Raw genomic sequence first — 26,759 nt, forward strand, 5'->3', positions numbered from 1 at the left:
ATACCTAGTATTGCTGGAACGCCCGGAAAATAAGGCTTTTTGGCGACGCAAATACTTGGCCCGCAATAATCCCGCAGGTCGCGAACGACCTGCGGAAAGCCGCCTTAATGGGCAACCGTGGTGCTCGATTCGTCGGAACCCTCAACGGTCGCGATCACCGGGGTCTCAATCGAGCCGTCCCATTCGATCGGTTCGGGCTGGCGAATGAGTGCATGCTTGATGACTTCGCCCATGCGCGAGACCGGAATGATTTCCATGCCGTTCTTCACATTGTCCGGAATGTCGGCCAAGTCCTTGGCGTTTTCTTCCGGGATCAGCACCTTCTTGATGCCGCCGCGAAGCGCTGCAAGCAGCTTCTCCTTCAAGCCGCCGATCGGCAGGACGCGACCGCGCAGGGTCACTTCACCGGTCATGGCGACATCCTTGGAAACCGGGATGCCGGTCATGATCGAGACGATCGCCGTGGCCATGCCGACGCCGGCCGACGGGCCGTCCTTCGGGGTTGCGCCTTCCGGCACGTGGACGTGGATGTCCGACTTGTCGAAACGCGGCGGCTCGATGCCGAAATCGACGGCGCGCGAGCGGACATAGGAGGCCGCCGCCGAAATCGATTCCTTCATGACGTCCTTGAGGTTGCCGGTCACGGTCATGCGACCCTTGCCCGGCATCATCACGCCTTCGATCGTCAACAGCTCACCGCCGACTTCCGTCCACGCGAGACCGGTCACGACACCGACCTGATCCTCGCCCTCGGCTTCGCCATGGCGGAACCGCGGCACGCCCAGATAGTCGGAAATGTTCTCCGCCGTTACGGCGACAGACTTGGTCTTGCCCTTGATGATCTCGGTCACGGCCTTGCGGGCGAGCTTCATCAGCTCGCGCTCGAAGGAGCGAACACCGGCTTCGCGGGTATATTGCTGGCTGATGGCCATCAGGGCATCGTCCGAAACCGAGAACTCGTTCGGCTGCAGGGCATGTTCCTTGATCGCCTTCGGCAGAAGGTGACGCTTGGCGATCTCGCGCTTCTCATCTTCTGTGTAACCGGCGATACGGATGATCTCCATGCGGTCCATCAGCGGACCCGGAATGTTCAGCGTATTCGCCGTGGTGATGAACATCACGTCGGACAAATCGTATTCGACTTCCAGGTAGTGATCCATGAAAGTGCCGTTCTGGGCCGGATCAAGTACTTCGAGCAGAGCAGACGACGGATCGCCACGGAAATCCGAACCCATCTTGTCGATTTCATCGAGCAGGAAAAGCGGGTTGGACTTCTTGGCCTTCTTCATCGACTGGATGACCTTGCCGGGCATCGAGCCGATATAGGTGCGGCGGTGACCACGGATTTCGGCCTCGTCACGAACGCCACCGAGCGCCATGCGCACATATTCGCGGCCGGTCGCCTTGGCGATCGACTGGGCGAGCGACGTCTTACCGACGCCCGGAGGACCGACGAGGCAGAGGATCGGCCCCTTGATCTTCGTCGCGCGCGCCTGGACCGCCAGGTACTCGACAATGCGTTCCTTGACCTTCTCAAGCCCGAAGTGATCCTGTTCGAGGATCTGTTCGGCATTGTTGAGATCGGCCTTGATCTTGGACTTCTTGCCCCACGGAATGGTCAAGAGCCAGTCGAGATAATTGCGCACGACGGTGGCTTCGGCCGACATCGGGCTCATCTGGCGCAATTTCTTCAGCTCGCCATCGGCCTTTTCCCGGGCCTCCTTGGACAGCTTCGTCTTGGCGATGCGCTCTTCCAGTTCGGCCATCTCGTCGCGGCCGTCCTCGCCGTCGCCGAGCTCCTTCTGGATCGCCTTCATCTGTTCGTTGAGGTAGTATTCGCGCTGGGTCTTCTCCATCTGGCGCTTGACGCGCGAGCGGATGCGCTTTTCGACCTGCAGGACGGAAATCTCGCCTTCCATGAAGCCAAGCGCCTTTTCAAGGCGCGACTTGACGCTCACCGTTTCGAGCATTTCCTGCTTTTCGGTGATCTTGATGGAGAGGTGCGAGGCAACCGTATCGGCAAGCTTGGAATAGTCCTCGATCTGGCTGGCGGCGCCAACCACTTCCGGGGAGATCTTCTTGTTCAGCTTGACGTAGTTTTCGAACTCCGAAACCACGGAGCGCGACAGCGCTTCGACTTCGACCGCATCATCCTGCGGTTCGTCGAGCGTCTCGGCATGGGCTTCGTAGAATTCCGCACGATCGGTATATTCGCTGATCTTGGCGCGGGCGCGGCCTTCGACCAGAACCTTGACCGTGCCATCGGGCAGCTTCAGGAGCTGCAGGACATTGGCTACGGTGCCTATCTTGTAGATTGCCGAGGATTCCGGATCGTCGTCGCCGGCATTGATCTGGGTTGCAAGCATGATCTGCTTGTCGGAGCCCATGACTTCCTCGAGCGCGCGGATGGATTTCTCACGTCCGACGAACAGGGGAACGATCATATGCGGGAAGACCACGATATCGCGCAGCGGCAGGACCGGGTAGGTCGCGGGGCCCTGTGCATCAGACGTCGTATTCGTCATGTCATTTCCTTTCTCGTCCCGTTTCCGGGAGCATGCCTGCAAGCAACTCCAGGCATTTGGTCCTGCCCAAAGTGGTAACCTACGAGGCTTTTTTCAAGCCATCCAGCCTACGCGTGACAAAACTGCGACAGTATTAGAACTGTGACATATGATGCTTACGTCAGACTGGAAAACATCTGGGCATGTCTTCGAACGGATCGCTGGCGGCGCCGTTTGGCGGCGCGTCCATTCGGTCGACCGTGACGGCGGGAAAACCAGCCAGCGGCCTCGTTTCGGCTGCTGCCCTGCCGGCGAATACCGTGGGAAGCAATCTGCCGCGACGCAAACTCCAGACAAAACGCGCGGCTTTCAAAACGGTTCGGCGGAGAGGCATGACCTCTCCGCCGCAGTGTCGGCGTCACGCCATCAGGCGGAAACGTTGGCCTTCTCGTCCTGACGATCGGCGTAGATATAAAGCGGGCGGGCATTGCCCTTGACGACGTCGTCCGAAATGACGACTTCGCGCACGCCTTCGAGGGTCGGCAGCTCGAACATGGTGTCGAGCAGGATTTTCTCCATGATCGAGCGAAGGCCGCGGGCACCCGTCTTGCGCACGATCGCCTTGCGGGCGATCTCGCGCAGCGCATCCTCGTGGAAGGTCAGTTCGACGTCTTCCATCTCGAACAGCCGCTGGTACTGCTTGACCAGAGCGTTCTTCGGCTCCGACAGGATCTGGATCAGCGCGTCTTCATCGAGATCCTCGAGCGTTGCCAGTACCGGCAGACGACCGATGAATTCCGGGATGAGGCCGAACTTGACCAGATCTTCCGGCTCCAGCTCGCGCAGCACTTCGCCGACGCGGCGTTCGTCCGGTGCGGCAACGCTTGCGCCAAAACCGATCGAGGTCTTCTCGCCACGCGCCGAAATGATCTTGTCGAGACCGGCAAAGGCACCGCCGCAGATGAACAGGATGTTCGTCGTGTCGACCTGCAGGAATTCCTGCTGCGGATGCTTGCGGCCACCCTGCGGCGGAACCGATGCAACCGTGCCTTCCATGATCTTCAAAAGCGCCTGCTGCACGCCCTCGCCCGACACGTCGCGGGTGATCGAAGGATTGTCGGACTTGCGGGAAATCTTGTCGACTTCGTCGATATAGACGATGCCGCGCTGGGCGCGCTCGACATTGTAATCCGCAGCCTGAAGCAGCTTCAGAATGATGTTTTCAACATCCTCACCGACATAACCGGCTTCGGTGAGGGTCGTGGCATCCGCCATGGTGAACGGCACGTCGATGATGCGGGCGAGCGTCTGGGCAAGATAGGTCTTGCCGCAGCCGGTCGGACCAACGAGCATGATGTTCGACTTCGCCAGCTCGATCTCGTTGTTCTTCGAGGCGTGCGCGAGACGCTTGTAGTGGTTGTGCACCGCTACCGACAGGATCTTTTTCGCCTGTTTCTGGCCGATGACGTATTCGTCGAGAACCTCGATGATGTCCTGGGGCGTGGGAACGCCTTCGCGGGACTTGTTCAGCGAACTCTTGTTCTCCTCGCGGATGATGTCCATGCACAGTTCGACGCATTCATCGCAGATGAATACGGTCGGTCCGGCAATCAGCTTGCGGACCTCGTGCTGGCTCTTCCCGCAGAAGGAGCAATATAGGGTATTCTTGGAGTCGCCGCCGTTGCCGCCGCTGACCTTGCTCATATCACTTTCCTTCCAGCACGCCGCCCCGCCTTTGAACAGACGCGGGGGCGGACAACTTTTACCGCCAGCCGGCAGGCCTTCGTCACGAAGGCCACTGCCCGCTTTGCCTTAAGGGTACTCTACCGGACCGGACGACCGTCCTGGACCGGTGGCAACGAAACCCCTTCCAGACCGAATGCTATGTCATAAGATTACAACACAGCCTTAATATGGACTATTAGTTTATTCCTGACCAGTTCACAGCCCCTTTTTCGGTCACAACGGGGTGAGGCCCGGCCAGGAAGGAAGCCTCTCAGGCTGCCGGCGCGCCTTCGATTTCCTGACGCGATGTCAGGATCTTGTCGACAACGCCCCAGGCCTGCGCCTCGTCGGCATCCATGAAATGGTCACGGTCGAGGGTCTTTTCAACTTCTTCGTAAGTGCGGCCCGTGTGCTTCACGTAGACATCGTTGAGGCGCTTCTTCATCTTCAATATGTCGCGAGCATGACGCTCGATATCCGAGGCCTGACCCTGGAAACCGCCCGACGGCTGGTGCACCATGATGCGCGAATTCGGCATGGCGAAACGCATGCCCTTTTCGCCGGCGCACAGGAGAAGCGAGCCCATGGATGCGGCCTGGCCGATGCACAGCGTCGAGACGGCCGGCTTGATGAACTGCATCGTGTCGTAGATCGACATGCCGGCGGTAACGACGCCACCCGGCGAATTGATATAGAGCGCGATTTCCTTCTTGGGGTTTTCCGCCTCGAGGAAAAGCAGCTGCGCGCAGACCAGCGACGCCATGTGATCTTCCACCGGGCCGGTCAGGAAGATAATGCGCTCTTTTAGCAGGCGCGAGTAGATATCGTAGGAGCGTTCACCGCGGTTGGTCTGTTCCACGACCATCGGCACCAGAGCCATGGCGGTATCGACGGGATTTCTCATGTCAGTCCTTCACATGTGGTCCCCGCCTGCGGCAGGCCGGGAATCGGTGGAATATGTCAGCCCCCTACATAGAGTGTGGACAGGCCGCACTTCAAGTCGTGAAGGGCGGATATCCTTAACCCCGTGGGATATCCGGACCCCGGTGCGCCGTTTTGCAGGCCGTGTGAAGGGCACCGGCTGCACCACCCCTGCCGCCCACAGACATTCAGGCCGACATGGTAAAGCCGTCATGAAGATCGTTAGCCGCGATCGGCGCCGTTATCGATATGAGACGAAACCATTGCCGTCGCCTTGCGGTGATCCACATCCGTTCAGAGGAATGGAGGGAGAACGGACATGCGCAACAGTACAAAATTCGGCAGGATCGTCATTGCCGCCGCCGTATTCGGCAGCGGATTGTTTTCCGGCGCGGCGGCACAGCAGGCTTCGGACCAGATTGCCCCCGAGCGCGCCACGGCAACGAGCGCCAGCAAACGCGTCGAAGCGAAAAGCTTCATGGTTGCCGCCGCCAACCCGCTGGCCGCGGAGGCTGGGCGCAAAGTGATCGCGGACGGCGGCAATGCCATCGATGCGATGGTCGCGGTGCAGACCGTGCTGGGGCTCGTCGAACCGCAAAGCTCAGGTCTCGGCGGGGGCGCATTTCTCGTCTACTACGATGCCACGTCGAAAAAGCTTACCACATTCGATGGCCGCGAAAAGGCGCCCATGCAGGCGACGCCGAAACTATTTCTCGACGAACAGGGCCAGCCGCTGAAATTCATGAATGCCGTGGTCGGCGGCCGTTCGGTCGGTACGCCGGGTGTGGTGCGGCTCATGGAAGATGTCCATAAGCGTTTCGGCACGGCCCAATGGGCAAGTCTGTTTGTGTCTGCGGAAAAGCTCGCGCGGGACGGCTTTGTCGTCTCGCCGCGTCTGGCGGGGTTGATCGCCGCAGAGGGCGATGCTTTGAAGACATACGAGGGAACGCGGAGCTATTTCTTCGATCCGGCCGGCGCACCGCTTAAAGCGGGGCATGTGCTGAAAAACCCGGCCTACGCCGAAACGCTGTCCGCCATCGCCACGGGCGGCGCGGACGCCTTTTACCGCGGTCCTATTGCCGAAGCGATCGTCAGGACAGTGCGTAACGCAGCCGGCAACCCCGGCGTGCTGTCGCTTGCCGATCTTGAAAACTACGGCGTCAGGGAACGCGAGCCGGTGTGCCTCGCGTATCGAGCTCTTGATATTTGCGGCATGGCGCCGCCCTCCTCCGGCGGCGTGGCCATCGCCCAAATGCTGGGCATGCTGGAAAATTTCGACATAAAGGGTTTCGGTCCGGGCAATGTCCAAAGCTGGCGGCTCCTCGGTGATGCGCAGCGCCTCGCCTTCGCCGATCGAGAACGCTATCTTGCCGACACCGATTTCGTGCCGCTGCCGATCCGCGGCCTTACCGAAAAGACCTATCTGGGCGAGCGTGCCAAACTGCTCGACACCGACAAGGCACTGACCAAGGAGGCCGTGAAGGCAGGCGAGCCGGAATGGGATCACGCGCTGCTGTTCGGTAGGGACGCAGCCCTTGAAATGCCCTCCACCAGCCATTTCGTCATTGTCGACCGCCAGGGTAACGTGCTGTCGATGACAACAACGATCGAAAACGGGTTCGGCTCGCGGCTGATGACCAACGGCTTCCTGCTTAACAACGAACTGACCGACTTTTCCTTCAAGACGCATGACCATGGCCTGCCGATCGCCAACCGCGTCGAACCGGGTAAACGGCCGCGCTCGTCGATGGCGCCGACCATCGTCATGAAGGACGGCAAGCCGCTGCTCGCCATCGGCTCGCCTGGCGGCAGCCAGATCATCGGTTACGTGGCACAGGCGCTGATCGCCTATATCGACTGGGGCATGCCGGTTGAGCAGATCGTTTCACAGCCGCACCTCATTAACCGTTTCGGCACCTATGATATCGAGGCCGGCACCGCAGCAGAACGGTTCGCAGAACCGCTGAAGGCCATGGGTTACGAGGTGAAGGCCGGCGAGATGACTTCCGGCCTGCACGCGATCGAGATCACCGGGGACGGCCTGACCGGCAGCGCCGATCCGCGACGGGAGGGCGTAGCGGTCGGCGAGTGAGGCCGGGCGCGGATCTCACAGCCAACTGCGGCCCATGTCCTCCGGCTTCTGGCATCCGTAGGGCGGAATGGCATTGGCAAAGGTCGCATGCAGCTTGTCGCAGCCCCATTTGCGGATCGGCATGGGCATGCGGCTATGGAGCTCGATGCCGATTTCGTCATAGGGGCTTTCGGTATTGTGGATATAGGCATACCAGCGCGTGCCAAAGGTGACGGTGACCGCGACGATGATGGCGACAAGCAGGCTTACTATCTTTTTCATGGACGGCCCCAATCCGTTGCAACGCGGCAGCATTTAGGGCAACCGCGTGCCGCTGACCAGAGACGCCCGTCCGGCCTGCGCGACCGGCATTCCCGGACGGCGCGCCAACCTTCGAAGACGATCGCCGGGAACGCGTTCAGGCGATGCGCCGAAAGCTTTCGTCGCCGACGAGCGCCCTACGCTTAAGCATATCGGCAACCATGGAAAGCATCATCGCCGCCGTGCAGGGTTTAGGTAGGCACCGGACGGTCTGCGGCAAATCGGTCATATCATCGCGGCCACGGCCTGACGATACGATAACGCCGATATGTGGGGCGCATTCGCTGATCATGCGGGCCAGATCGAGACCGTTGAGAGCGCCCGGCATGTCGACATCGGTCACGACAAGATCGATATCCTCGTTGAGCCCGAGCTGGCCGACCGCCTCCAGCACGCTTGCCGCTTCGAGCACCTGATAACCTGCATCTTCGAGAGCGTCGGCCACCGCAAATCGGATGAGCGCTTCGTCCTCGACCACCAATACCGTGTGACGGTTCGTGTTCATGTCCGGTCTCCCCTTTGTTGAAGGTCGAACCATGAACGCACATGCATGGGAAATGTTTGCGGCACGGACTGTGCCATTATGAAACGTGGTTAATACATTCCTAATGAGTCGGTTAGCGCTTTGGCAACCATGCGCTTCAATCGGCCCATTCGGGATCACTGGTAAAGACGATGGTGAGCCACCGGTCCGGCCCCTCGTCGCCGATCGCCTCGCCGATTTCGTCTCGGATCGCATCCCATTCCGATAGATGGCGGGCCGGCCATTCGGACGGGGCGATGAAGAAGAGTTCGATCTGCTTGCCGCGGCCGACCCGCGCGACATAGGCGCGGTATGACAGAAAGCCGTAGCGGTCGACGATTTCCGCAGCCACGGCATCGACATGGTTCTTCAACTCGACCGGTGTCACCAGAAGGATATCCGCCACCGCCTGGCGCACATGGGCAAGCGGCACCGGCGCGATAATGAGGCAAATGATCGCCAGAGCACCCGGGTCGATATAGGGCGTCGCCCAGGCATAGGGCGTTGCCTCGATCGCATGACCGATGCCGAAAGCAACCAACAGCGCGGAGGCCAGCGCCGCCGTCATCAACCATGCCTGCGTGTCGAGCGCGACGAAACTGGAATTCAGGCTGCCGTTGGCGCGACGGCTGAATATCCACATACCGAGTGATACCGTGACCGTAACGACGGTGAAGATGACCGCGGGCCCGAAATCGATCGGCCGTCCACCGGAGGTCAGGCTCTCGACCGCGCTGATGAAGGCATAGATCGCCGCCCCCATCAGCAGCGTGCCGTTGAGGCCCAGCACCATCGGTTCCAGATGCCAGAAGCCTACGCTGAACCGATCGATCAACTTGCCTTTCGCCGTCGGCTGCGCCGATGTGACGATCAGTCTCGACACCAGCAGAGCCAGAAGCGTCATGAACGCATCGGTGAGCGAATAGAACCCGTCGAAGACGATGGCAAACGAGCCGGAGATGAGGCCGACCGTGATGCCGAATGCCGCAAGCGCGACCGTGACGGCAATTGACAGCCGAAGCAGCGCCTGTTCGCTCACGTCGATTCTCCGTTGGAGCGGAGCTTCGGCTCCGTCTCCCTGCTCTGCTTTGCTCGGCAAAATAAGCCAGGTCAACCCCGCGCTTTACCGGAAAGCCCGGCTCCTAATTGCGGTAGCCGAAGGCGTAACAGCGGGTCAAGTCCCCTTCGGTCGTCGCTTCCGGCAAGATCAAGGCCGGCCAGTTGGCGGCGATAACCGTGCAGTTCGCCTGATTTTTTGAGTAACCGTACAACCCGAAATGCGTTCCGTCCGAAAAATAGGCCAACCCCGCCGGAACGGGTCCGACCGCCAGTGTCGTCGCCAGGGCTTCTACCGGCTGTGTGGGCGGATAAGTCCCCGGCAAATACCGGCGCTGGAGCGCTTCGGCCAGCAGTTTCAGCGCCCGGAGATCGCGTTGATAGGGCAAATCACCTTCGCCGAAATTCTCGCGTTGCTTTTCCAGTCTCTGTGCGACGGCGTTTGCCATTGCCTGAGGTTGGAAAGGCTTCATGACCGTGTTCTGGCCGCCAATTTCCTGGCGAAGACAATCGGCAAGGCCCAACGTTCTCAGCCGGGCGCCGCCGGCGTTGAGATGATAGGGCGTATCGAGACGATAAATCGCACTGAAGGTCGAGGCAAGCGGATCGCAATGGAGTGGAACCCTGGCTTCGTCCATCTGCCTGCGCTGCGTATCGATCTGCTGCCACAAACCCGGCTGGATCATTTGCCTGCTGCTGTTTTCTATCACGGCGGGCATGATGCTGAAAAACTTGGCACCCCTAGCTTCGAAACGCGCACGCCACGCTTGCAGGTCTGCTATTCCTTCAGCCGCGATGGCATCGGGAACGAATGTGACCGGCTGATCGACCCACGCGGCCCGCGCCATCGGTGTATCGATATTGATATCGCCGGCAGCGGTCAAAGCGGCGTGCGTATAGAAATACGACTGCCCGTAACCCTGTTCACGCTCTTGCAGCAGGGCTGCAACAGGCTTGCGAGCGCCATAGGGAAGCGTTCCGGGCGCTGTCGAAGAGTAGGCGGCCAGACCATCCCACCAGCGCGTCAGCGGAATTTTCATGAACAGGTCCATCGTATCGACCAGGGACAGATCCGCGAATTGGGAGAAATGACCCAGGAAGTTCGAATAGTCGAACTTGCTGCCGAATTCGAGGTCGATGACCGAGAATTCTCTGCTGGATACGACGATGTCTCCTGGCTTTACCTTGGACCGGATCTGTGAATAAAGTATATTGCTGTGAAAGCTGGCATGCAGGGCATAGTTGCGAACGTTGTAGCCGGTAAGCTCCGACAGCAGCGCGCTATTGATGCCGAAAAGCGCGTTCGAACCGCCAACGATCCAGATGGTCTTCTTATCCGCAGGCTGGGCGGCGTATATCGCCTCCCGTACGCGCGCGACATCCGTCAGCCATCCCTCTGTCAGTTCGCCCCTTACGGCATAACCCTGCTGCACCCGGACAACCCAAGTAGCGGCGCAAATAATTGCTGCGGAGACGACCGCAACCGTGGCCCAACGGCTCAGCTTAGAACTCGAAATAGATGAACGCATTTCTTGTATCCGGAGAGATGAATGCCAGGGAGAGCAGGACGGTGATCGCGACAAGCACGGGGAGTTCGGCAAGGCGTGCCACGTCTACCCGTCGAGCCACCAGCCAGAGCGAGATTTGCTGCGAATTCGGCATGGAAAAGCAGATGACCATCGCTAGCAGCAACGACGCGATTTCGCCCAGCGGCCGCGTCTGGCCGACATTTTCGTAATTCGTGAAGGGCACGACGGACAACAGGGCCCGCGCGAGTTCCTCACCCATGCCAACAGCGTTCACGTTGAAGAGCGCGGCATAGAACGCGACAGCTCCATCGAAACTTTGCGCCCGGAACAGGACCCACACGAACGTCACGAAAGTGAAAACACCGCCGACCTTGATCCAGCGCGGGATAGTTGGTGCCCGGACCTTTCTCATCAGGACGAGCGCACCCCCATGAAGCGCGCCCCATCCGAGGAATGTCCAGGATGCGCCGTGCCAGAGGCCGCCGATCGCCATCGTCAGAAACAGGTTCACGGACGTGCGCACACGTCCCTTTCTGTTACCGCCCAGCGCGATGTAGAGGTAATCCCGCAGCCAGCTGGATAGCGTGATATGCCAGCGCCGCCAGAATTCGCTAACAGAAGCCGATTTATAGGGCGAGTTGAAATTGAAAGGCAGGCTGACGCCGAACATCCTCGCCAATCCTACCGCCATGTCACTATAGCCGGCAAAGTCGAAATAGATCTGGAAGGAGAAGGACAACATGCCGATCCAGGCTTCGACCATTGTCAGATCGGATGGATTGTCGAATGCGGCATTGGCCATGACGGCGAAATGATCGCCGAAAAGCTTCTTGCAAAGACCAATGCTGAGGATGATCAAGCCGAATTTGACTGATCGAGCATTGAATGTCGGCCACCTCTTATAGCTGGCAGCAACGCGGTTGTAGTGAACGATCGGACCGGCGACGAATTGCGGAAAAAACAGCTTGAAGATCGCATAGGTCTTGACGTCGATTTCCTTGATCTTCGATCGATAGATATCGGACAGGAAAGCGATCTGCTGGAATGTGTAAAAGCTGATGCCGAGCGGCAGCGCAATGCGCCACGTAAAGGAGAGATCCTTCTCGCTGAAAAAGGTCCGCTCGAACAGGATGGAGTATTTGAAGTATGCCAAAACCGCCAAATTGGCAGCAATTGCCGTCGCGAATATGTATACATTCCGGCGGACGAGCAACTGCCTGGCAACCAGATAATTTATACTGAGCGACAAAACAGCAATAACAGCGCTGATGGCACTGAAATCATAGAGAAAATAAAGCGACGCCCCTGCTGACAACCACGGCAGATGCCGAGAGAATCCGAACTTCTTTAAAACGAATGCGCCACAGATTACAGGCAATAGAAATTTGACGAAAAAATTTATCTCAAAGAAAAGCATTGCGACTCCCCAGCCGGTTCAATCTGAGGAAGTACCACATGCCCTCTCAGGTTGCCAGATGGAAAGCCGGTTCCCGGACGAGCATAATGGCGCCGACTATCCGGGACGGACGATGTCGACACATGTCTCCACCAGAACCGGACGCAGGCCCCTGCATCTCATTTCTATTTTCGGTTTAGTGATCCCAGGCGCATAGGTGGCGATGCGCTTGAATTGCTCAAGCATGTGGAAGGCGCGCCCGATTGGTAAAAGTCGTTGTGCGCAGTCCGCTGCCGGCTTAAAACACCGTCTTTTCAAAATCAGGATCTTGAGAGCATGATGGATTTGAGACAAGGCAAGATGCCGTTGACGGGCGAAATGAAATGAAGGCCGTTGTTCCCCCGCTCGTCGCGATGGCTTTATCGCTGCCGCTAGTCGTATTTTCCGTTCTCGAATACGAGATCAATCCGGCCTTTGTGCTTGCTCCCCTCGTCGCTTTCGCGCTCTTCAGCGAATTGCCAAACAGATACAGTATGGCGTTCTGCGCCGCAGGCTTGGGCGGCGTGACGTCCGTGCTCGTGGCACACTATATCGATCCATCCAATGTCGTTCGATCTTTCTTCGGGCTGACGCTAGCACTTATTGCCCCGAGTTTCCTGTTTCTTGGCAGGTGGATGCGGCATAGGGGCCTGCGTGTAAGGGACCTGTGTTTCTGGTTTGCACTCTTCTCAGCCGTCTTCGTTGTGCCGGTAGTCGTGCGGCTGCTGCTGAACGGTGAGCCTGTCCGCGCCTATATCGGATGGCAGGGCTTTGCGGTCCTCAACGCCTACTGGTTTGGCCTGCCCGTGTTCGCCAGCTTTGGCGTCCTCAGCCTGGCCTATCTCTTCTGTCTGCAGATGTTCATCCTCGCCGCGGCTCTCTACCGCAGAAACGCGACGTGGATCACCCTTTTGGTCTTTGCCGGATTGACCGGATCCGTCTTCATGGTCATGGGTAGCGATTCCCGATTTGCGCAACTGTGCATTCTCTGGCTCGCGGCGACCGCCGCGGCAGCCGCCTTTTTCCGCGGTCAGGCGTTACGTTCGCTACTGGTGTTACTTGCAATCGCCATCGGCGTCGGCGGGACACTGATGCGTGTTCCGACCACCGAACTGCGCATCTACAAGAGCGCTTCGGTAATCCTGCAGGGCGATGAGGCGCCGCCCGAAAAGGTGGATATCACCACCGGACGCGTCGATCTCATCAAGGCAGGCCTGGAGGAACTTATCGCATCGCCGGTTATCGGCAACGGCTTCAGCGGTTATGGGCGCTTCAGCACCAAGGAGCGGAGTGACTTTCAGTCTGCGAATTCTTCGACCCACGTCTATTACCTGACGATTTTCTGGAAGGGCGGCATAGTGTTCGGCCTGCCCCTGGCAGCATTGCTGGCCATGGTTGCCCTCGACGGCATTCGCAACAGACCATGGCGAACCGCGCAAGGGTTCTATCTCGTCAGCGCCGTCGCGCTGGCATTCGGTCCGATGGCACTGACCTGGGACATATTATACGTGCCGAGTGCCGGTGCGCTTGCCTGGCTTCTACTGGGGTTTGTCTCGTTCAGGCCCCGCTATTCTCTCCGTCCACGGGCTCTGGACCGTCCGGGTTCCTCCGCGCCGCAGCCGGCTCCTACCGAATCCTGAGATCAGGTTGGCAGACCGGTGTCCGAGACGAAGGCGCTCCGGGGCTCCTTCGTCCCGGCCGGATTGCCGGGACTCTAGAATAGCCTGCCCGCAAACCAACCGTGTTTGCATGGCGACAAACGTTCGGAATAACGCCGGGTTGCCTGCAAAGCACGATCCGGCGTATCAGAAGGCTCAACGCTGTCATCACCGCAGAAGCTGGGCTCGGCACGTCGCCGAACCACGAGGGATACACCATGGCCAACAAGGTCGAGTTCGCTCACGCGCTACGAGGCGTTGCCGCCTTGTCGGTGATGATCGCGCACTACTGCGGCACGTTTTTCCAGCATCATCCGGCGATTGCGGCTCTCCTCCTGGTGCCGTCCTTGCCGCTCGTTCCGGAGGTCAGCGGCATCGCGGCCATCGCGGGGCGTTTTGGCATTGTCCTCAGCCAGTTCGGCGTGGGCGTGTTCTTTATCATCAGTGGTTTCGTCATTCCCTTTTCGATGACCTCGGGAAACGGCCATAACTTTGTTCTCCGGCGCGTTTTCCGCATCTTTCCCGTCTATATTGCTGGATTTTCGGCGGTCGCATTATCGATCTGGCTGCTGACGCGATCCTACGGAACACCGTTTGACTATTCGCTCGGCCATCTCGCTTCGCATTTCGGGATCATCAGCCGAGGACTGCTGGGCTATAGCCGCATCGACGGCATAAGCTGGACGCTTGAGGTCGAACTGTGGTTTTACGTTGCCATGGCCATCGGGGGGTTCTGGCTGTTTCGAAGCGGTCCCAAGGCATTCTACGTGGCGACGGTCTTCATCGCGCTGCTGTCGATTGTGTCCACGCACCTTCTGCGGACCGGTCACTACAATCTCGTCGGCGGCACAGGCTTCCAACTTTGGGCCAGCATGCTGCTCATCCTAGGCCTTGCCTATCACGCGCTTTTCAGGGCCCAGGTCACCGTCCCGCAGTTCTGTCGCATTCATGTGGCCATCGCCGCGCTGATGGGGACAGTCTGGCTGTTTTCCGATCGCAGCGTCTATCACTGGCAATGGCCTGCCGGCTATCTGTTGGCAATGCTGGTATTCGCCACGGGATATGTATGCAGGTCACACATCAGGGCGGGACCCGTTCTCTCCCATCTGGCCGATATCAGCTACCCGCTTTACGTGGTCCATGCCCTGATGGGATATGCCATCATGTATGTCCTGATTGGAACGGGATATGGTCCCCATGCGGCAATCTTGATCGCGATGATGACGTCTTACTGCGTTGCCGTCGTCTTGCATTACGCCGTCGAAAAACCCTTCATACGCCTCGGACGTGCAGCGACTTCGCCATCGAAAGCGCGATCGGCGCCGTCGCGGGCAAGATCGTAATCGACCTTATCGGCAATGGCGATGTCCCTGCGAGGCATGGCTAAGGCCCGGTGCGGACAGCGAAGCCGGGTTCGGTCACGCGAACAAAGCCTGCCCCATTGACCGGCCCCGCACGCCAGATGGTTGGCTTATCTCACCCCACTTTCGCCAAAGCCTGCCGCAGGTCGGCAATGATGTCGGCCGCATCCTCGATGCCGATGGAGAGACGCACCACGTCCGGCCCGGCACCGGCTGCCGCCTGCTGGTCTTGCGAAAGCTGGCGATGCGTGGTCGAGGCCGGGTGGATGACCAACGAGCGGGTGTCGCCGATATTGGCGAGATGCGAAAACAATCTCAGGTTCTCCACCAGCGTCTTGCCCGCCTCGTAACCGCCCTTGAGGCCGAAGGTGAAGACCGAGCCGGCGCCCTTGGGCGAATAGCGTTTCTGCAATTCGTTGTTCGGATCGTCGGCAAGACCGGCGTAGCTGACCCAGCTGACCTTTTCCTCACCCTTCAGCCACACAGCGACCGCAGCCGCGTTGTCGCTGTGTTTCTGCATGCGAAGCGGCAGGGTTTCGATGCCGGTGAGGATGAGGAAGGCATTGAATGGCGAGAGCGCAGGACCAAGATCGCGCAGGCCGAGAACACGCGCTGCGATTGCGAAGGCGATATTGCCGAAGGTCTGATGCAGCACGATGCCGGCATATTCCGGGCGCGGTTCCGACAGCATCGGATATTTGCCCGATTGCGACCAGTCGAACGTGCCGCCGTCGACGATGATGCCCCCCATGGAATTGCCGTGACCGCCCAGGAATTTGGTCAGCGAATGGATGACGATATCGGCGCCGTGCTCGAGCGGGCGCACGAGATAGGGGCTGGCCATCGTGTTGTCGACGATCAGCGGCAGATCGTGGCGGCGCGCAATGTCGGCAATCGCAGCGATATCGACGAATGTGCCGTTGGGGTTGGCAAGGCTTTCGATGAAGATGCCTTTGGTACGGTCGTCGATCTGGCTTTCGAACGTTTGCGGATCAAAGACGTCGCCCCACCGCACGTGCCAGTTAAAGTTCTTGAAGGCGTGGCCGAACTGGTTGATCGAGCCGCCGTAAAGCCGCTTGGCCGCAATGAAATTGTCGCCCGGCTGCATGATCGTGTGAAAGACCAGCATCTGCGCCGCATGGCCTGAGGCCACCGCCAGCGCCGCCGTGCCGCCTTCCAGTGCTGCGACACGTTCTTCCAGTACCCCCTGGGTGGGGTTCATGATGCGGGTATAAATATTGCCGAATTGCTGCAGACCGAAAAGCGCTGCTGCGTGGTCGCTGTCCTGAAAGACGAAGGAGGTCGTCTGGTAGATCGGTGTGGCGCGTGCGCCGGTGGTCGGATCAGGTGCGGCGCCGGCATGAACGGCAAGCGTCGAAAATCCGGGATCGCGTGTCGGCATGTCATCGTCCTTGCTCGGTTGGGGCCTGTACTCGCCTCGTCCCATTTTCGCGCCGGTTTACCAAGCCGCAGGCGCCTGGATACACAGAAAAACGCCCTAGCTGCCGGTATTCAAGGCATATCATTTCCCCGCGGTGCCTTGTGGGAAAAAACGTGAAGCGGCGGCATTGCGACGTTATCAGTTGGTGGGATCGCCAGGTCGCGCCGCAACGCGCGTGCTGTAGCGGATGCTCCGCCTGCGGCACGCGCGTTGCGTGTCGTTAAGCGACGATTTCCATGAAGCGGATGTGGTTGTTGAACGGATCGATCACCGTCACTTCCAACCGACCGTCCACCTCCTCCAGACCCGGCTTCATGTAGCGGTATTTCTTTTCGATCAACTCTTTCTGGAACGCACGCGCGCCCTTCATGTAAACCACCGTTGTGCCGCCCGGCGTGGCGTCGCCGGCATGTTCGGACAGGTGCAGTTGCAGGCCGCCTCGCGAAACCTGCGTATAGAGCGGAAAATTGTCGCCGTAGCGATGTTCCCAGTCGACTGAAAACCCGAGAAAACCGAGGTAGAATTCATGCGCCTTAGCAACATCGAAAATGCGCACGATCGGCATGGTCCGCTCGAAGACGATCGAACCATCGCCTGTCTGCGGTTCTATCCTTGCGCTCAGGATATTCCAGTTCGCCAGTCCGAACTGTCGGGCAACGAGTTCCAGCGCTTCCGAATGGGTAATGGAGAGGTCGCGGGTGGCCAGTTCTTCCCGCAGGGTTTTAGCCATAGCCTTTGCATCGCGATAATCGCGCATGATCCGTTCCTTCGTCAGACGGCGAAGATGTCGTCGGTGCCCGCATTGCCAACGCCTTCGCCTGACGGGAAACGTTCAGGATCGGTGTCTGGAGGCGTTCGCCATGGTTTATCAAACCGCGGACTGCAGGCCGCCTCCGGCCTTGGCACCGAGACTAGCGCGAAGGCGGGAGATGCGCCAGAGATAAGATCAAAAGTCTAGGCGCGGATATTCGATGGCCGGGCAGCGATCCATGACGACCTTGATGCCGGCAGCTTCGGCCTTCGCCGCCGCCTTGTCGTCGCGCACCAAAAGCTGGCCCCAGATAGCCTTGGGTTTCGTGTCGAGCGCGATCGCCTCGTCCACCACGCCATCCAGATACTCGGCCGCGCGAAAAACATCGATGAGATCGACCGGCTGCGGCACATCCTCGAGCTTGGCGTAAACGGTCTGGCCGAGGATCTGCTTGCCCGCCTGCCCCGGATTGACCGGAAACACCCGGTAGCCCTTGGACAGGAGGAAGGCCATGACCCGGTTGCTGGGCCTGTCCGGATTGGGCGAGGCCCCGAGCAGAGCGATGGTTTTCGTGTCCTTCAGGATGCTGGAGATATAGGCGGGGTCATAGCTGTCGTGGTTCATCACAGGCTCTCCTTTGATTATCCTCAAAGTTATATGCGGCGACATCAGCATCGAAACCACCTCTTCTGCTTAGTCTTTTGTGTGGTCTCAAAATACCACATCAATAAGTCATTGTTTTTGCGTGTGTAATTTTCCGCCGTGCAAATGTCGTCACCTTGACGCTCTGCAACCGTACCCTTATAAGCCGCAGCAGAAATACGGACCCTCGTGGCCCGCTTTCTTTTTGGTGCCGAAAGCCACCAAACCAAGCAACAAGAAACGCCCATCCGACGGTTTTATCCGCGGTCACGGGTTCAAAAGAAAGAGTGACATCATGTCGACCTTCGTTCAGAAGCCTGCAGAGGTGGAGAAGAAGTGGATCATCATCGACGCCGAAGGGCTCGTTGTCGGTCGCCTCGCCACCCTCGTTGCCATGCGCCTTCGCGGCAAGCATAAGGCCACCTACACCCCGCACGTCGACGACGGTGACAATGTCATCATCATCAACGCGGAAAAGTGCGTCTTCACCGGCAAGAAGTATTCGGACAAGAAGTACTACTGGCACACCGGTCACCCGGGCGGCATCAAGGAGCGCACCGCACGCGCCATCATCGAAGGCCGCTTCCCGGAGCGCGTTCTCGAGAAGGCTATCGAGCGCATGATCCCGCGTGGCCCGCTCGGCCGTCGCCAGCTCAAGAACCTGCGCGTCTACGCCGGCTCGAACCATCCTCATGAAGCACAGCAGCCGGTCGCTCTCGACGTGGCTTCGCTGAACAGCAAGAACGTAAGGAGCGCCTGATAATGGCCGATCTCTCCTCCCTGAAGGACCTCGCTTCGGCGGAAGGTCAGGCAGCTGCACCGGTTCACGTCCGCAAGGTCGATGCACAGGGCCGCTCCTACGCCACCGGCAAGCGCAAGAACGCCATCGCCCGCGTATGGGTCAAGGCTGGCTCCGGCAAGATCATCATCAACGGCCGTGACTTCACGACCTACTTCGCCCGTCCGGTTCTGCAGATGATCCTGCAGCAGCCGCTGGTCGCAGCAGCGCGTACGGGTCAGTTCGACATTATCGCCACCGTTGCCGGTGGTGGTCTGTCCGGTCAGGCCGGTGCTGTTCGTCACGGCGTCTCCAAGGCTCTCACCTACTTCGAACCGGGCCTGCGCTCGGTCCTGAAGAAGGGTGGTTTCCTGACCCGCGACAGCCGCGTCGTCGAGCGTAAGAAATACGGTAAGGCCAAGGCCCGCCGTTCGTTCCAGTTCTCGAAGCGTTAATCGTTTCAGGAATTACGGACTTTTGGAAAGGCGGAGCTTCGGCCCCGCCTTTTTTCGTTTGGCGGCATCGACCAAAGTTTGGCATTTGCGTATCAGCGGACATGCGTAAACATTTGTACGAACCGATCCGAACGGGATTAACCGATGTCATCGTCCTCCCCCTCTCCTTTCGCTCACCTACCAGAGCCGCCCTACTACGTCGTCGCCTTTTCCTCCTGTCGCACCGACAGGGACGACGGCTATGGCAACATGGCGGACGCAATGGTGGAACTTGCGAGCCGGCAGCCCGGCTTCCTCGGCATAGAAAGCGCGCGCGGCGATGATGGTTTCGGCATCACCAACTCGTACTGGCGCAACGAAGACAGTATTCGTGCCTGGAAGGCCGTCGTCTCGCACGCCGCCGCGCAAGAGCTTGGGCGGGAACGCTGGTATGCGCATTACCGGGTCCGTATTGCCCGGGTTGACCGCGCCTATGGTTTCGACTGCCCTGGTTGAAGGCCGTTTTGGCATGGAATCATGCGCGCTGCCGCAGCAAGTCGTCAGGAGCGTCGATGCTGCTGCCTTCGCCACCTTCTATGTTCCCAGACGCCCGCCATTGCCGTTGCACCTGTTGCCATGTATATGCTCGGCCGAGGACGGAGTGTCTCGGCTCACGTTGAATTTGCACATGAACAGGCTGCGGCACCGCTGTCGGCCCGATCCGCAAACCACTGAAATCACAGGATAACGACAATGGCAGCAAAGATCTTCATCGATGGCGAACACGGCACCACGGGACTGCAGATCCGCACCCGCATGGCCGGCCGCCGCGACGTCGAGCTTCTGTCCATTCCCGAAGCCGAGCGCCGCAACGCGGCGATGCGCGAGGATCTGCTCAACAGCGCCGACATCGCCATCCTGTGCCTGCCCGACGACGCCTCGAAAGAAGCCGTGTCGATGCTGGCCGGCAACAACAACGTGCGTATCATCGACACCTCGACCGCCTACCGCGTCGCGCCCGACTGGGCCTATGGTTTCGCAGAGCTGGACAAGGGTCAGGCGGACAGGATTCGCTCTGCAAGCCACGTCTCCAATCCGGGCTGCTATCCGACAGGCGCGGTTTCGCTGCTGCGGCCGCTGCGCGCCGCCGGCCTGCTGCCTGACGGCTACCCGGTCTCGGTCAACGCGATTTCCGGCTATACCGGCGGCGGCAAGCAGCTGATCGGCCAGATGGAAGATCAGTCACGCGAAGACGCGATCTCCGCCAATAATTTCCTCTATGGCCTGGCGCTCAGGCACAAGCACGTGCCGGAAATGCAGACCCATGGCCTTCTCGACCGCGCCCCCCTCTTCTCGCCTTCGGTCGGACGTTTTGCGCAGGGCATGATCGTGCAGGTTCCGCTGTTTCTTGACGACCTCAAGGACGGCGCGACGATCGAAGGCATCCACAATGTGCTGGTCGAGCATTATGCCGGTCAGGACATCGTATCGGTCGTGTCGTTGGAAGAAAGCGCCAAGCTGCCCCGCATCGATGCGGAGGAACTGGTCAATACCGACCGCATGAAGCTCTTCGTATTCGGCACGCCGGGCGGCACTCATGTCAACCTGGTGGCGCTGCTCGACAATCTCGGCAAGGGCGCATCGGGTGCTGCCGTCCAGAACATGGATCTGATGCTCTCGGCGTGATGGCGGAATAGCGATAGCGTGGTTGCGGCTCCGCCCTTTGTCGAGGCCGAAAAACGATTTCCCACTCGCTATTCTCTAGTCGCGACAAACTATTCGCTTATAGGATATTCCCCGACATATCCCCGCCAGTGCGCAACCGCATAACCCAGCACGACCAGAGCACCACCCTGATGGGCCAGTGCCAGATCGAGCGGCACCTGCGCCAGGAGCGTCGCAATGCCGATCGCCGCCTGCAAGCAGACCAGCGCGAAGAGGATGATCGCGCGGCGGGCATGGACGCTGGACGGTACTTTCGTCAGCGTCACCAGCATGTGTGCCAGCGTTGCGGCAAGGAGCAGGTAGGCGCCGCAACGGTGGATGAACTGCACGGTCTTGTGGTTTTCGAACAGGTTGATCCACCACGGATCGCGAAGGAAGAGATCCGCCGGAATATAGGCGCCGTCCATCAGCGGCCATGTATTGAAGCTCAGACCGGCATCGAGACCGGCGACCAGTGCCCCGAGATAGATCTGAAACACCGCCAGAAAGGCGATGCCGCCGGCTGCCCAGCCGGAATAGCGGGTCGGCGGCGCATCGTTGCGTTGCGGCGCCAGGCCGCGCATGATCCAGATGCAGGCGGAAAAGATCAGACAGGCAATGACAAGATGGGTCGCAAGCCGATATTGCGATACACTGGTGAGCTTGGTCAGACCGGACGATACCATCCACCAGCCGATGAACCCCTGAAAGCCGCCCAGTGCCAGCGTACCGACCAGCGGCCAGCGGATCTGCCGTTCGATGCGCCCGCTCAGCCAGAAGAATGCCAGCGGCAGAGCAAAGATCAGACCGATGGTGCGAGCCAGAAAGCGATGCGCCCATTCCCACCAGAAGATCGACTTGAAATCCTCGACCGTCATATGGCTGTTGAGCTGCTCATATTGCGGAATGCGCTGGTAAAGCTCAAATTCTTCCTGCCATTCGGCCGCATTGAGTGGTGGAATGACGCCGTGAATGGGCTTCCACTCGGTGATCGACAGGCCGGAATCGGTTAACCGCGTGGCGCCGCCCACAAGCACCAGACAGAAAAGCGTGACGATGACGAGACCGAGCCAAAGCCGGATGACCCGGCGGTTTGTCGCCAGTCTTGCCCGGTCTGCGGAAAAATCTGTTGTTGCGGTATCGATCACCGACATTTCGGTCCGTCCCTGCTGATGATAGCCATGCGCGTCATTCCGCGCCGATTGCACGTTGCTTTGCCCCATGCCCCGGTGCAAAACAAGTCCTCGGGCTTTGCGGCATGGGGTCGCGGCCGGACAGGGTTCGGATCGGAGAGCCTGGAGGAGGATCGGCGACATGCATTCGCGTTTGAGGAGCTTCATCGGCACGATCCTCATCATCCTCCTCGTGATTATATACGCGCTGGTCGCCACCACGGTCGCCTCGCTGCTTCTCGCGACCTCGCCGTGGTGGGTACATTTCCTGTATTTCCTGCTCTCCGGGCTGTTGTGGATCCTGCCGGCCATGGCGATCATCAAATGGATGGCGGGGTCTATACCGCCACGTAACCGATGACCATCGGCTGACGCCGCCTTTTCCACCATGCCCGATGGCCACAAATGCCCTCGGCGCATAAACCGAATATTGCAGATCGTCGCTTACGATCGCACGCGAATGTGATGCGGAGACAGGCGTGGACAAGCCGCAAACCGATTTCGAAACCGTGTTGGCGAGCGTCACTGCGCCGACAGACGCGTTTGCTGCACCGAAGTCGTTTCCCGTCGACAGACTACGGCTCGATCTCGCCGAGCGCATGGACCTCATGGAGCAAGACTGGCGCAGGCTCGAGGTCCTTCCTCAAAACGCGCTGCATCAGAGCTATGACTGGTGCGATGCCTGGTACAAAGCCCACGACAATCCCGCTCTCCTCGTGCGCGGACGGCTCGATGGCCGAACGGTGCTTATCCTTCCGCTCGAAGTGGTCCGCGAAACCCTCGGCCTTGTCGCACGCTTCCCCGGCGGTCGGTTCAACAATATCAACAGCGGCCTTCTCGACGACGATTTCCGCTATCTGGACGGTGAAGCCGTACAGGCGATCGCGGCCCGGCTGCGTCGTCTGCTGAAAGGTCGGGTCGACCTTCTGGCGCTCGAAACCGTCCCCCTGATCTGGCGTGACATCGCCCATCCGCTGACCGGCCTTGCGGCCATCGAGAATGCCAACCGCACGTTCCAGCTGCCGCTTCTGCAGAGTTTCGAGCAGACGCTTGCGCAGATTCATGCCAAGCGGCGGCGCAAGAAATTCCGGGTGCAGGAACGCCGCCTGGCGGAAAAGGGCGGCTACGAGTACGTCGTCGCTGGCAACGAGTCCGAACGCCGGGCCCTCCTCGAACTCTTCTTCGAACAGAAGGCGGCGCGTTTTCGCCTGCAAGGCCTGCCGGACGTGTTCCAGGCGCCCCGGACAAAAACATTCTTTCGTCTGCTCACGCAGGTCGCGACGCGGAGGCATGACACGCCGCTCGAGCTGCACGCCATCCGCCTCAAAGGCGATTTCGAAGGTCAGATCGCCGCGATATCCGGCCTGTCACGCATGGGCGATCACGTGATCTGCCAGTTCGGCTCGATCGACGACACGCTGGCGCCCGAGGCCAGCCCGGGGGAATTGCTGTTCTGGCTGATGATCGAAAGAGCGTGCCGGAACGGCGCCGCGCTTTTCGATTTCGGGGTTGGCGATCAACCCTACAAACGGAGTTGGTGCACGGTCGAAACCGTGACGCATGACCTTCTGCTGCCCATCACGGCAAAAGGTCGCGCGATGATCTGGATGCGCGCCGCAAGCATTCGGGCCAAACGCGCGATCAAGCGTAACGACGCGCTCTATACCTGGCTGCAGCATCTGCGTGCGCGACGGCAGCCGGCGTGAACGGGACCGCATGGACTGGCCGGACTGCGTGATCTCAGGCGGCTCGGCGTCCGTGGCTGTCCCGATTAGTCGGGGGGGTGAGCGAGGTACCGGCCATGATCATCAGGTTCCGGTAGCCTGCGGCCTCGAAGCCTTCGGCGGTCTGTGCCAGCCGGGCCTCGTCGAAACCGGGGGCCGAGATGACGATATCGGTATCCTTGCCGCGCGTCAGGCGGGAAAGGTTGGCGATGCTTGCCGGACCGCACTCGACCAGAACCACATCATAGGCGCCTGCCAGACCGTCGATGATCATGCCGAGCCGGTCGGCGCCGCGCATGGCGGTCGCGCCATCCGCCGTGCCGCGCGGAACCACATGGGCATCGGAAAGGCGGTCAGGATGGATCGTGTCGGCAAAGGCGGCAGCGCCGGTCAGGAGATCGGTAATGCCCGGCAAAGTCTTGCTCTTGGCCATCAGGCGGGTTGGGCAGGCCGAACCGGTCATGTCGACCAGAACGACGGTGCGGCCGGCTTCCGCCAATTCACGCGCCAGCATGACGGTGGCGGTCGATCCCTCGTCGCCCCCGGGTGATACCGCGGCGGCGACGCCGACCTTCCGGCCGATGATGTAATCGCGGACGGCTTCGATGCTGAACGCATCGTCCGGCGCCTTCACCACCTCGCTGGCGACAACCGTTTCGATCGTCGTGGCGGCCGGTTCTCTTGCAGCCACGTCGGCGGGTTTCGCGACTACGGTTTTCGCGGCCGTTTCAGCCACATCCTTCGCACGGGTCGGAGCGGGCGCTTCCGGGCGAAGCGGCGGCTCGATGACGCGGCGCCGCGGCTCGATTGCCGCCACCTCGCCATCGCTTTGCCGCAGTGCCCGTCCGCTGAACAAGGCGATGACCAGCACAACGATGACACTGATGACGAGAGCCGCCAGCGCGACCACGATGGTGATCGGGATTATTTTGGGGAAATAGGGTTCAGCCGGTTCGCCCGCCGTCGAAATGACACGGGCATCGGCCGGCGTTGAATTGCGGTCGATCCGCGACGTTGCCTCGCGGTAGCGGGCAAGATAGGTTTCGAGCAGCTGGCGTTGCGCGGTTGCCTCGCGCTCGAGCGCCCGCAGGCCGACCTCCTCCTCGCCGGCGCGCGCCGAATCCGCCTTCAGGCCGTTCAACTGCTGTACCAGCTGGGTTTCGCGCAGCTGCGCCACATTCGCCTCGCCTTCGATGCTGGCGAGAATCTTGCGCGTCTCGGTGTCGATCTGCGTGCGGATGCCGGCAAGCTGGGCACGCAACCCCTTCAAACGCGGATGGCCGTCCATCAGCGAGGTGGATAGATCGGAGATCTGGCCCTGCAGACTGGCTTCGGTTTCCTTCAAACGCTGGATCATTGCCGATCCGACGACGTCGCTCAGCGTATCGGACGGGCGTCCGGCCTCGAGCGCGTTGCGGACATTCTGCGCGCGTGCTTCGGCATTGGCGCGTTCGCCCCTCACCCGCGCCAGTTCCGCCGCGATGTCGTTGAGCTGCTGGTTGGACAGATTGTTGGTGTCGCTGGTGCGAAACAGCCCGGAATTGGAGCGATAGTCCGCGACCTTCTTTTCGGCCTCGCTGACCCGCTTGGTCAGGGCGGCGATTTCCGGCTCCAGCCATTTAGCGGCCTCGGCATGGCTATCGAGCTTGGCGCCGCTCTGGAGGGAAAGATAGACTTCGGCCATGCGATTGGGCACGGCAGCGGCCAGAGCGGCATCTTCCGAACTGAATTCGATGGCGATGACGCGCGAGCCTTCGATCGGAAACACTTGCAGCTTTTCGCGGAACGCCTTCATGACACGGTCTTCCGGCGGAAGATCAAGCGGGTTCTGCTGCAGGCCGAGCATGACAAACGGGTTGGGCAGCGACGAATGCGCGGCCGGATCGAACTCCTTGCGCTCGCTCAGCTTCATCTCGCGCGCGACCTGCTTGATGAGGTCGGTCGATTGCAAGAGCTGAGCCTGGCTCTGGATGTTGAGCGCGTCAAGCACGGGGTCGTTCGCCCCGGCTGGATCCGGCAGGCCGCTGAGCGAGGGGGCGCGGTTTTCGATCAGCAGACGGGTCTCCGCCTTGTAGGCCGGCGTCATGAGGCTCGCGCCCACAAACGCAACCACACCGGCGACTGCCGTTGTCGCCAGAATCGTTTTCTTTCGTTCCCAGACGGCCGAAAACAGCTGCCCGAGATCGATATCCACGTCCTGATTGCTGCCTGCTGACATGTCGCGCTCCATACTCGGGGCCTGTCGATCCTGCACCGAGACCTGCACAGTAAAGCGTCGTGGTAACCCGAGCGTTAATGACTGACCGCCTGAAGTTGTGGCGTCGCGATTTCTTCCGCAATACACGAAATCGACACTGTCTTTACCGGGTATTAACCCTAATGCATCGATAACATTCGCTATGGTTTGACTGCCGGAGCCCTGTCGCGAGATGTCGTTCGCCCGTTCAAGATCCAAGATTGCATTGGCCATCGCGATGGCCGCGACGACCATGCTCGGCGCCTGCACCACCTATCAGCCGGCGCCCAAGAGCTTCCAGGAGGCGACGATCCAGCCCTACCGGCTGGACAGCGGCGACCGCCTGCGCATCAGCGTCTTCGAGCAAACGGGTCTTTCCAACACTTATACCGTTGATCAGGCCGGCTACATTTCCTTCCCGCTAATTGGTCAGGTCGCCGCGCGCGGCCAGACCATGGTTGCGCTCGAAGGTGCGATCGCCGCCAAGCTCAAACAGGGCTATCTGCGCGATCCCGACGTGACGATCGAGGTCGATCGCTACCGCCCCGTTTTCGTGATGGGTGAGGTCGGCCGGCCCGGACAATATTCTTATGTACCGGGAATGACGGCACAGAACGCGATTGCCATTGCCGGCGGCTTCACGCCGCGTGGCAACCAGCGCGATATCGATGTCACCCGCAAGATCAACGGTCGCAGCATCACCGGCCGGACCTCGATCTCCGCCGCCGTGCTTGCCGGCGACACGATCTACGTCCGCGAGCGTCTTTTCTGAC

At 60.1% G+C, this 26,759-nt stretch carries 23 protein-coding genes; 10 read left to right on the forward strand and 13 right to left on the reverse strand.

The window, feature by feature from the left end; translation table 11 throughout:
* Positions 1 to 104: 104 nt before the first annotated feature.
* From lon to clpP, 3 genes are all read right to left on the reverse strand, one after another.
* On the reverse strand, positions 105 to 2,525 hold the full coding sequence (gene lon, locus ACQKKX_RS12340; RefSeq protein ID WP_427570987.1) for an endopeptidase La: 2,421 nt from the start codon (positions 2,523 to 2,525) through the stop codon (positions 105 to 107).
* Positions 2,526 to 2,930: 405 nt separating this feature from the next.
* Positions 2,931 to 4,208 (reverse strand): ATP-dependent Clp protease ATP-binding subunit ClpX, encoded by a 1,278-nt coding sequence (clpX, locus tag ACQKKX_RS12345; protein ID WP_427570988.1) that lies wholly within the window; start codon positions 4,206 to 4,208, stop codon positions 2,931 to 2,933.
* A 292-nt stretch (positions 4,209 to 4,500) separates the two neighbouring features.
* Positions 4,501 to 5,133 (reverse strand): ATP-dependent Clp endopeptidase proteolytic subunit ClpP, encoded by a 633-nt coding sequence (clpP, locus tag ACQKKX_RS12350; RefSeq protein ID WP_427570989.1) that lies wholly within the window; start codon positions 5,131 to 5,133, stop codon positions 4,501 to 4,503.
* Between the two features lie 336 nt (positions 5,134 to 5,469).
* On the opposite strand from clpP, the gene ggt reads away from it, so the two are divergent.
* On the forward strand, positions 5,470 to 7,242 hold the full coding sequence (ggt, locus tag ACQKKX_RS12355; RefSeq protein ID WP_427570990.1) for a gamma-glutamyltransferase: 1,773 nt from the start codon (positions 5,470 to 5,472) through the stop codon (positions 7,240 to 7,242).
* Positions 7,243 to 7,257: 15 nt separating this feature from the next.
* On the opposite strand, the gene ACQKKX_RS12360 is transcribed toward ggt, so the two are convergent.
* The 5 genes from ACQKKX_RS12360 to ACQKKX_RS12380 form a co-directional block, all read right to left on the reverse strand.
* Positions 7,258 to 7,503, reverse strand: a complete 246-nt coding sequence (locus ACQKKX_RS12360; RefSeq protein ID WP_427570991.1) for a hypothetical protein — start codon at positions 7,501 to 7,503, stop codon at positions 7,258 to 7,260.
* Positions 7,504 to 7,639: 136 nt separating this feature from the next.
* Positions 7,640 to 8,047, reverse strand: coding sequence for a response regulator (locus tag ACQKKX_RS12365; RefSeq protein ID WP_427570992.1), 408 nt, complete (start codon positions 8,045 to 8,047; stop codon positions 7,640 to 7,642).
* A gap of 136 nt (positions 8,048 to 8,183) precedes the next feature.
* A complete protein-coding gene (locus ACQKKX_RS12370; protein WP_427570993.1) occupies positions 8,184 to 9,104 on the reverse strand; it encodes a cation diffusion facilitator family transporter in 921 nt (306 codons plus the stop codon).
* Positions 9,105 to 9,207: 103 nt separating this feature from the next.
* Positions 9,208 to 10,650 carry a hypothetical protein gene (locus tag ACQKKX_RS12375; RefSeq protein WP_427570994.1) on the reverse strand — a complete coding sequence of 481 codons (1,443 nt, stop codon included), beginning with the start codon at positions 10,648 to 10,650 and terminating at the stop codon, positions 9,208 to 9,210.
* Positions 10,625 to 11,803, reverse strand: coding sequence for an MBOAT family O-acyltransferase (locus ACQKKX_RS12380; protein ID WP_427570995.1), 1,179 nt, complete (start codon positions 11,801 to 11,803; stop codon positions 10,625 to 10,627). The genes ACQKKX_RS12375 and ACQKKX_RS12380 overlap by 26 nt, the downstream gene beginning before the upstream one ends.
* 626 nt (positions 11,804 to 12,429) lie before the next feature.
* Here ACQKKX_RS12380 and ACQKKX_RS12385 point away from each other — a divergent pair.
* Complete coding sequence (locus ACQKKX_RS12385; RefSeq protein ID WP_427570996.1) at positions 12,430 to 13,725, forward strand: hypothetical protein; 1,296 nt, start codon at positions 12,430 to 12,432, stop codon at positions 13,723 to 13,725.
* Positions 13,726 to 13,961: 236 nt separating this feature from the next.
* Positions 13,962 to 15,086 carry an acyltransferase family protein gene (locus tag ACQKKX_RS12390; RefSeq protein WP_427570997.1) on the forward strand — a complete coding sequence of 375 codons (1,125 nt, stop codon included), beginning with the start codon at positions 13,962 to 13,964 and terminating at the stop codon, positions 15,084 to 15,086.
* A gap of 133 nt (positions 15,087 to 15,219) precedes the next feature.
* On the opposite strand, the gene ACQKKX_RS12395 is transcribed toward ACQKKX_RS12390, so the two are convergent.
* The 3 genes from ACQKKX_RS12395 to ACQKKX_RS12405 all read right to left on the reverse strand — a co-directional run bounded on the left by ACQKKX_RS12395 (position 15,220) and on the right by ACQKKX_RS12405 (position 17,920).
* Positions 15,220 to 16,506, reverse strand: coding sequence for an O-acetylhomoserine aminocarboxypropyltransferase (locus tag ACQKKX_RS12395; protein ID WP_427570998.1), 1,287 nt, complete (start codon positions 16,504 to 16,506; stop codon positions 15,220 to 15,222).
* A 259-nt stretch (positions 16,507 to 16,765) separates the two neighbouring features.
* Positions 16,766 to 17,302, reverse strand: a complete 537-nt coding sequence (locus ACQKKX_RS12400) for a glyoxalase superfamily protein (RefSeq protein WP_427570999.1) — start codon at positions 17,300 to 17,302, stop codon at positions 16,766 to 16,768.
* A gap of 189 nt (positions 17,303 to 17,491) precedes the next feature.
* Positions 17,492 to 17,920: a CoA-binding protein gene (locus ACQKKX_RS12405; protein WP_427571000.1), complete on the reverse strand. Its 429-nt coding sequence runs from the start codon at positions 17,918 to 17,920 to the stop codon at positions 17,492 to 17,494.
* Between the two features lie 313 nt (positions 17,921 to 18,233).
* Between ACQKKX_RS12405 and rplM the strand changes: the two genes are divergently transcribed.
* The 4 genes from rplM (at position 18,234) to argC (ending at position 20,836) form a co-directional block, all read left to right on the forward strand.
* Positions 18,234 to 18,698, forward strand: a complete 465-nt coding sequence (rplM, locus tag ACQKKX_RS12410) for a 50S ribosomal protein L13 (RefSeq protein WP_112728417.1) — start codon at positions 18,234 to 18,236, stop codon at positions 18,696 to 18,698.
* Between the two features lie 2 nt (positions 18,699 to 18,700).
* Complete coding sequence (gene rpsI, locus ACQKKX_RS12415) at positions 18,701 to 19,171, forward strand: 30S ribosomal protein S9 (RefSeq protein WP_427571001.1); 471 nt, start codon at positions 18,701 to 18,703, stop codon at positions 19,169 to 19,171.
* Positions 19,172 to 19,315: 144 nt separating this feature from the next.
* A complete protein-coding gene (locus tag ACQKKX_RS12420; protein WP_427571002.1) occupies positions 19,316 to 19,666 on the forward strand; it encodes an antibiotic biosynthesis monooxygenase family protein in 351 nt (116 codons plus the stop codon).
* 237 nt (positions 19,667 to 19,903) lie between these two features.
* On the forward strand, positions 19,904 to 20,836 hold the full coding sequence (gene argC, locus ACQKKX_RS12425) for an N-acetyl-gamma-glutamyl-phosphate reductase (RefSeq protein ID WP_427571003.1): 933 nt from the start codon (positions 19,904 to 19,906) through the stop codon (positions 20,834 to 20,836).
* Positions 20,837 to 20,925: 89 nt separating this feature from the next.
* On the opposite strand, the gene ACQKKX_RS12430 is transcribed toward argC, so the two are convergent.
* Complete coding sequence (locus tag ACQKKX_RS12430) at positions 20,926 to 22,008, reverse strand: COX15/CtaA family protein (RefSeq protein WP_427571004.1); 1,083 nt, start codon at positions 22,006 to 22,008, stop codon at positions 20,926 to 20,928.
* Between the two features lie 160 nt (positions 22,009 to 22,168).
* On the opposite strand from ACQKKX_RS12430, the gene ACQKKX_RS12435 reads away from it, so the two are divergent.
* Positions 22,169 to 22,387 (forward strand): DUF2842 domain-containing protein, encoded by a 219-nt coding sequence (locus ACQKKX_RS12435; protein WP_427571005.1) that lies wholly within the window; start codon positions 22,169 to 22,171, stop codon positions 22,385 to 22,387.
* A 118-nt stretch (positions 22,388 to 22,505) separates the two neighbouring features.
* On the forward strand, positions 22,506 to 23,732 hold the full coding sequence (locus ACQKKX_RS12440; RefSeq protein WP_427571006.1) for a GNAT family N-acetyltransferase: 1,227 nt from the start codon (positions 22,506 to 22,508) through the stop codon (positions 23,730 to 23,732).
* 34 nt (positions 23,733 to 23,766) lie between these two features.
* Here the strand turns inward: ACQKKX_RS12440 and ACQKKX_RS12445 are convergent, their stop codons facing one another.
* Complete coding sequence (locus tag ACQKKX_RS12445) at positions 23,767 to 25,968, reverse strand: GumC family protein (RefSeq protein WP_427571007.1); 2,202 nt, start codon at positions 25,966 to 25,968, stop codon at positions 23,767 to 23,769.
* Between the two features lie 211 nt (positions 25,969 to 26,179).
* On the opposite strand from ACQKKX_RS12445, the gene ACQKKX_RS12450 reads away from it, so the two are divergent.
* Positions 26,180 to 26,758 (forward strand): polysaccharide biosynthesis/export family protein, encoded by a 579-nt coding sequence (locus ACQKKX_RS12450; RefSeq protein WP_427571008.1) that lies wholly within the window; start codon positions 26,180 to 26,182, stop codon positions 26,756 to 26,758.
* The last annotated feature ends 1 nt before the right edge of the window (position 26,759 follow it).

Origin of the sequence: Neorhizobium sp. NPDC001467, assembly GCF_050275975.1 — a bacterium.
Lineage (GTDB): Bacteria > Pseudomonadota > Alphaproteobacteria > Rhizobiales > Rhizobiaceae > Neorhizobium.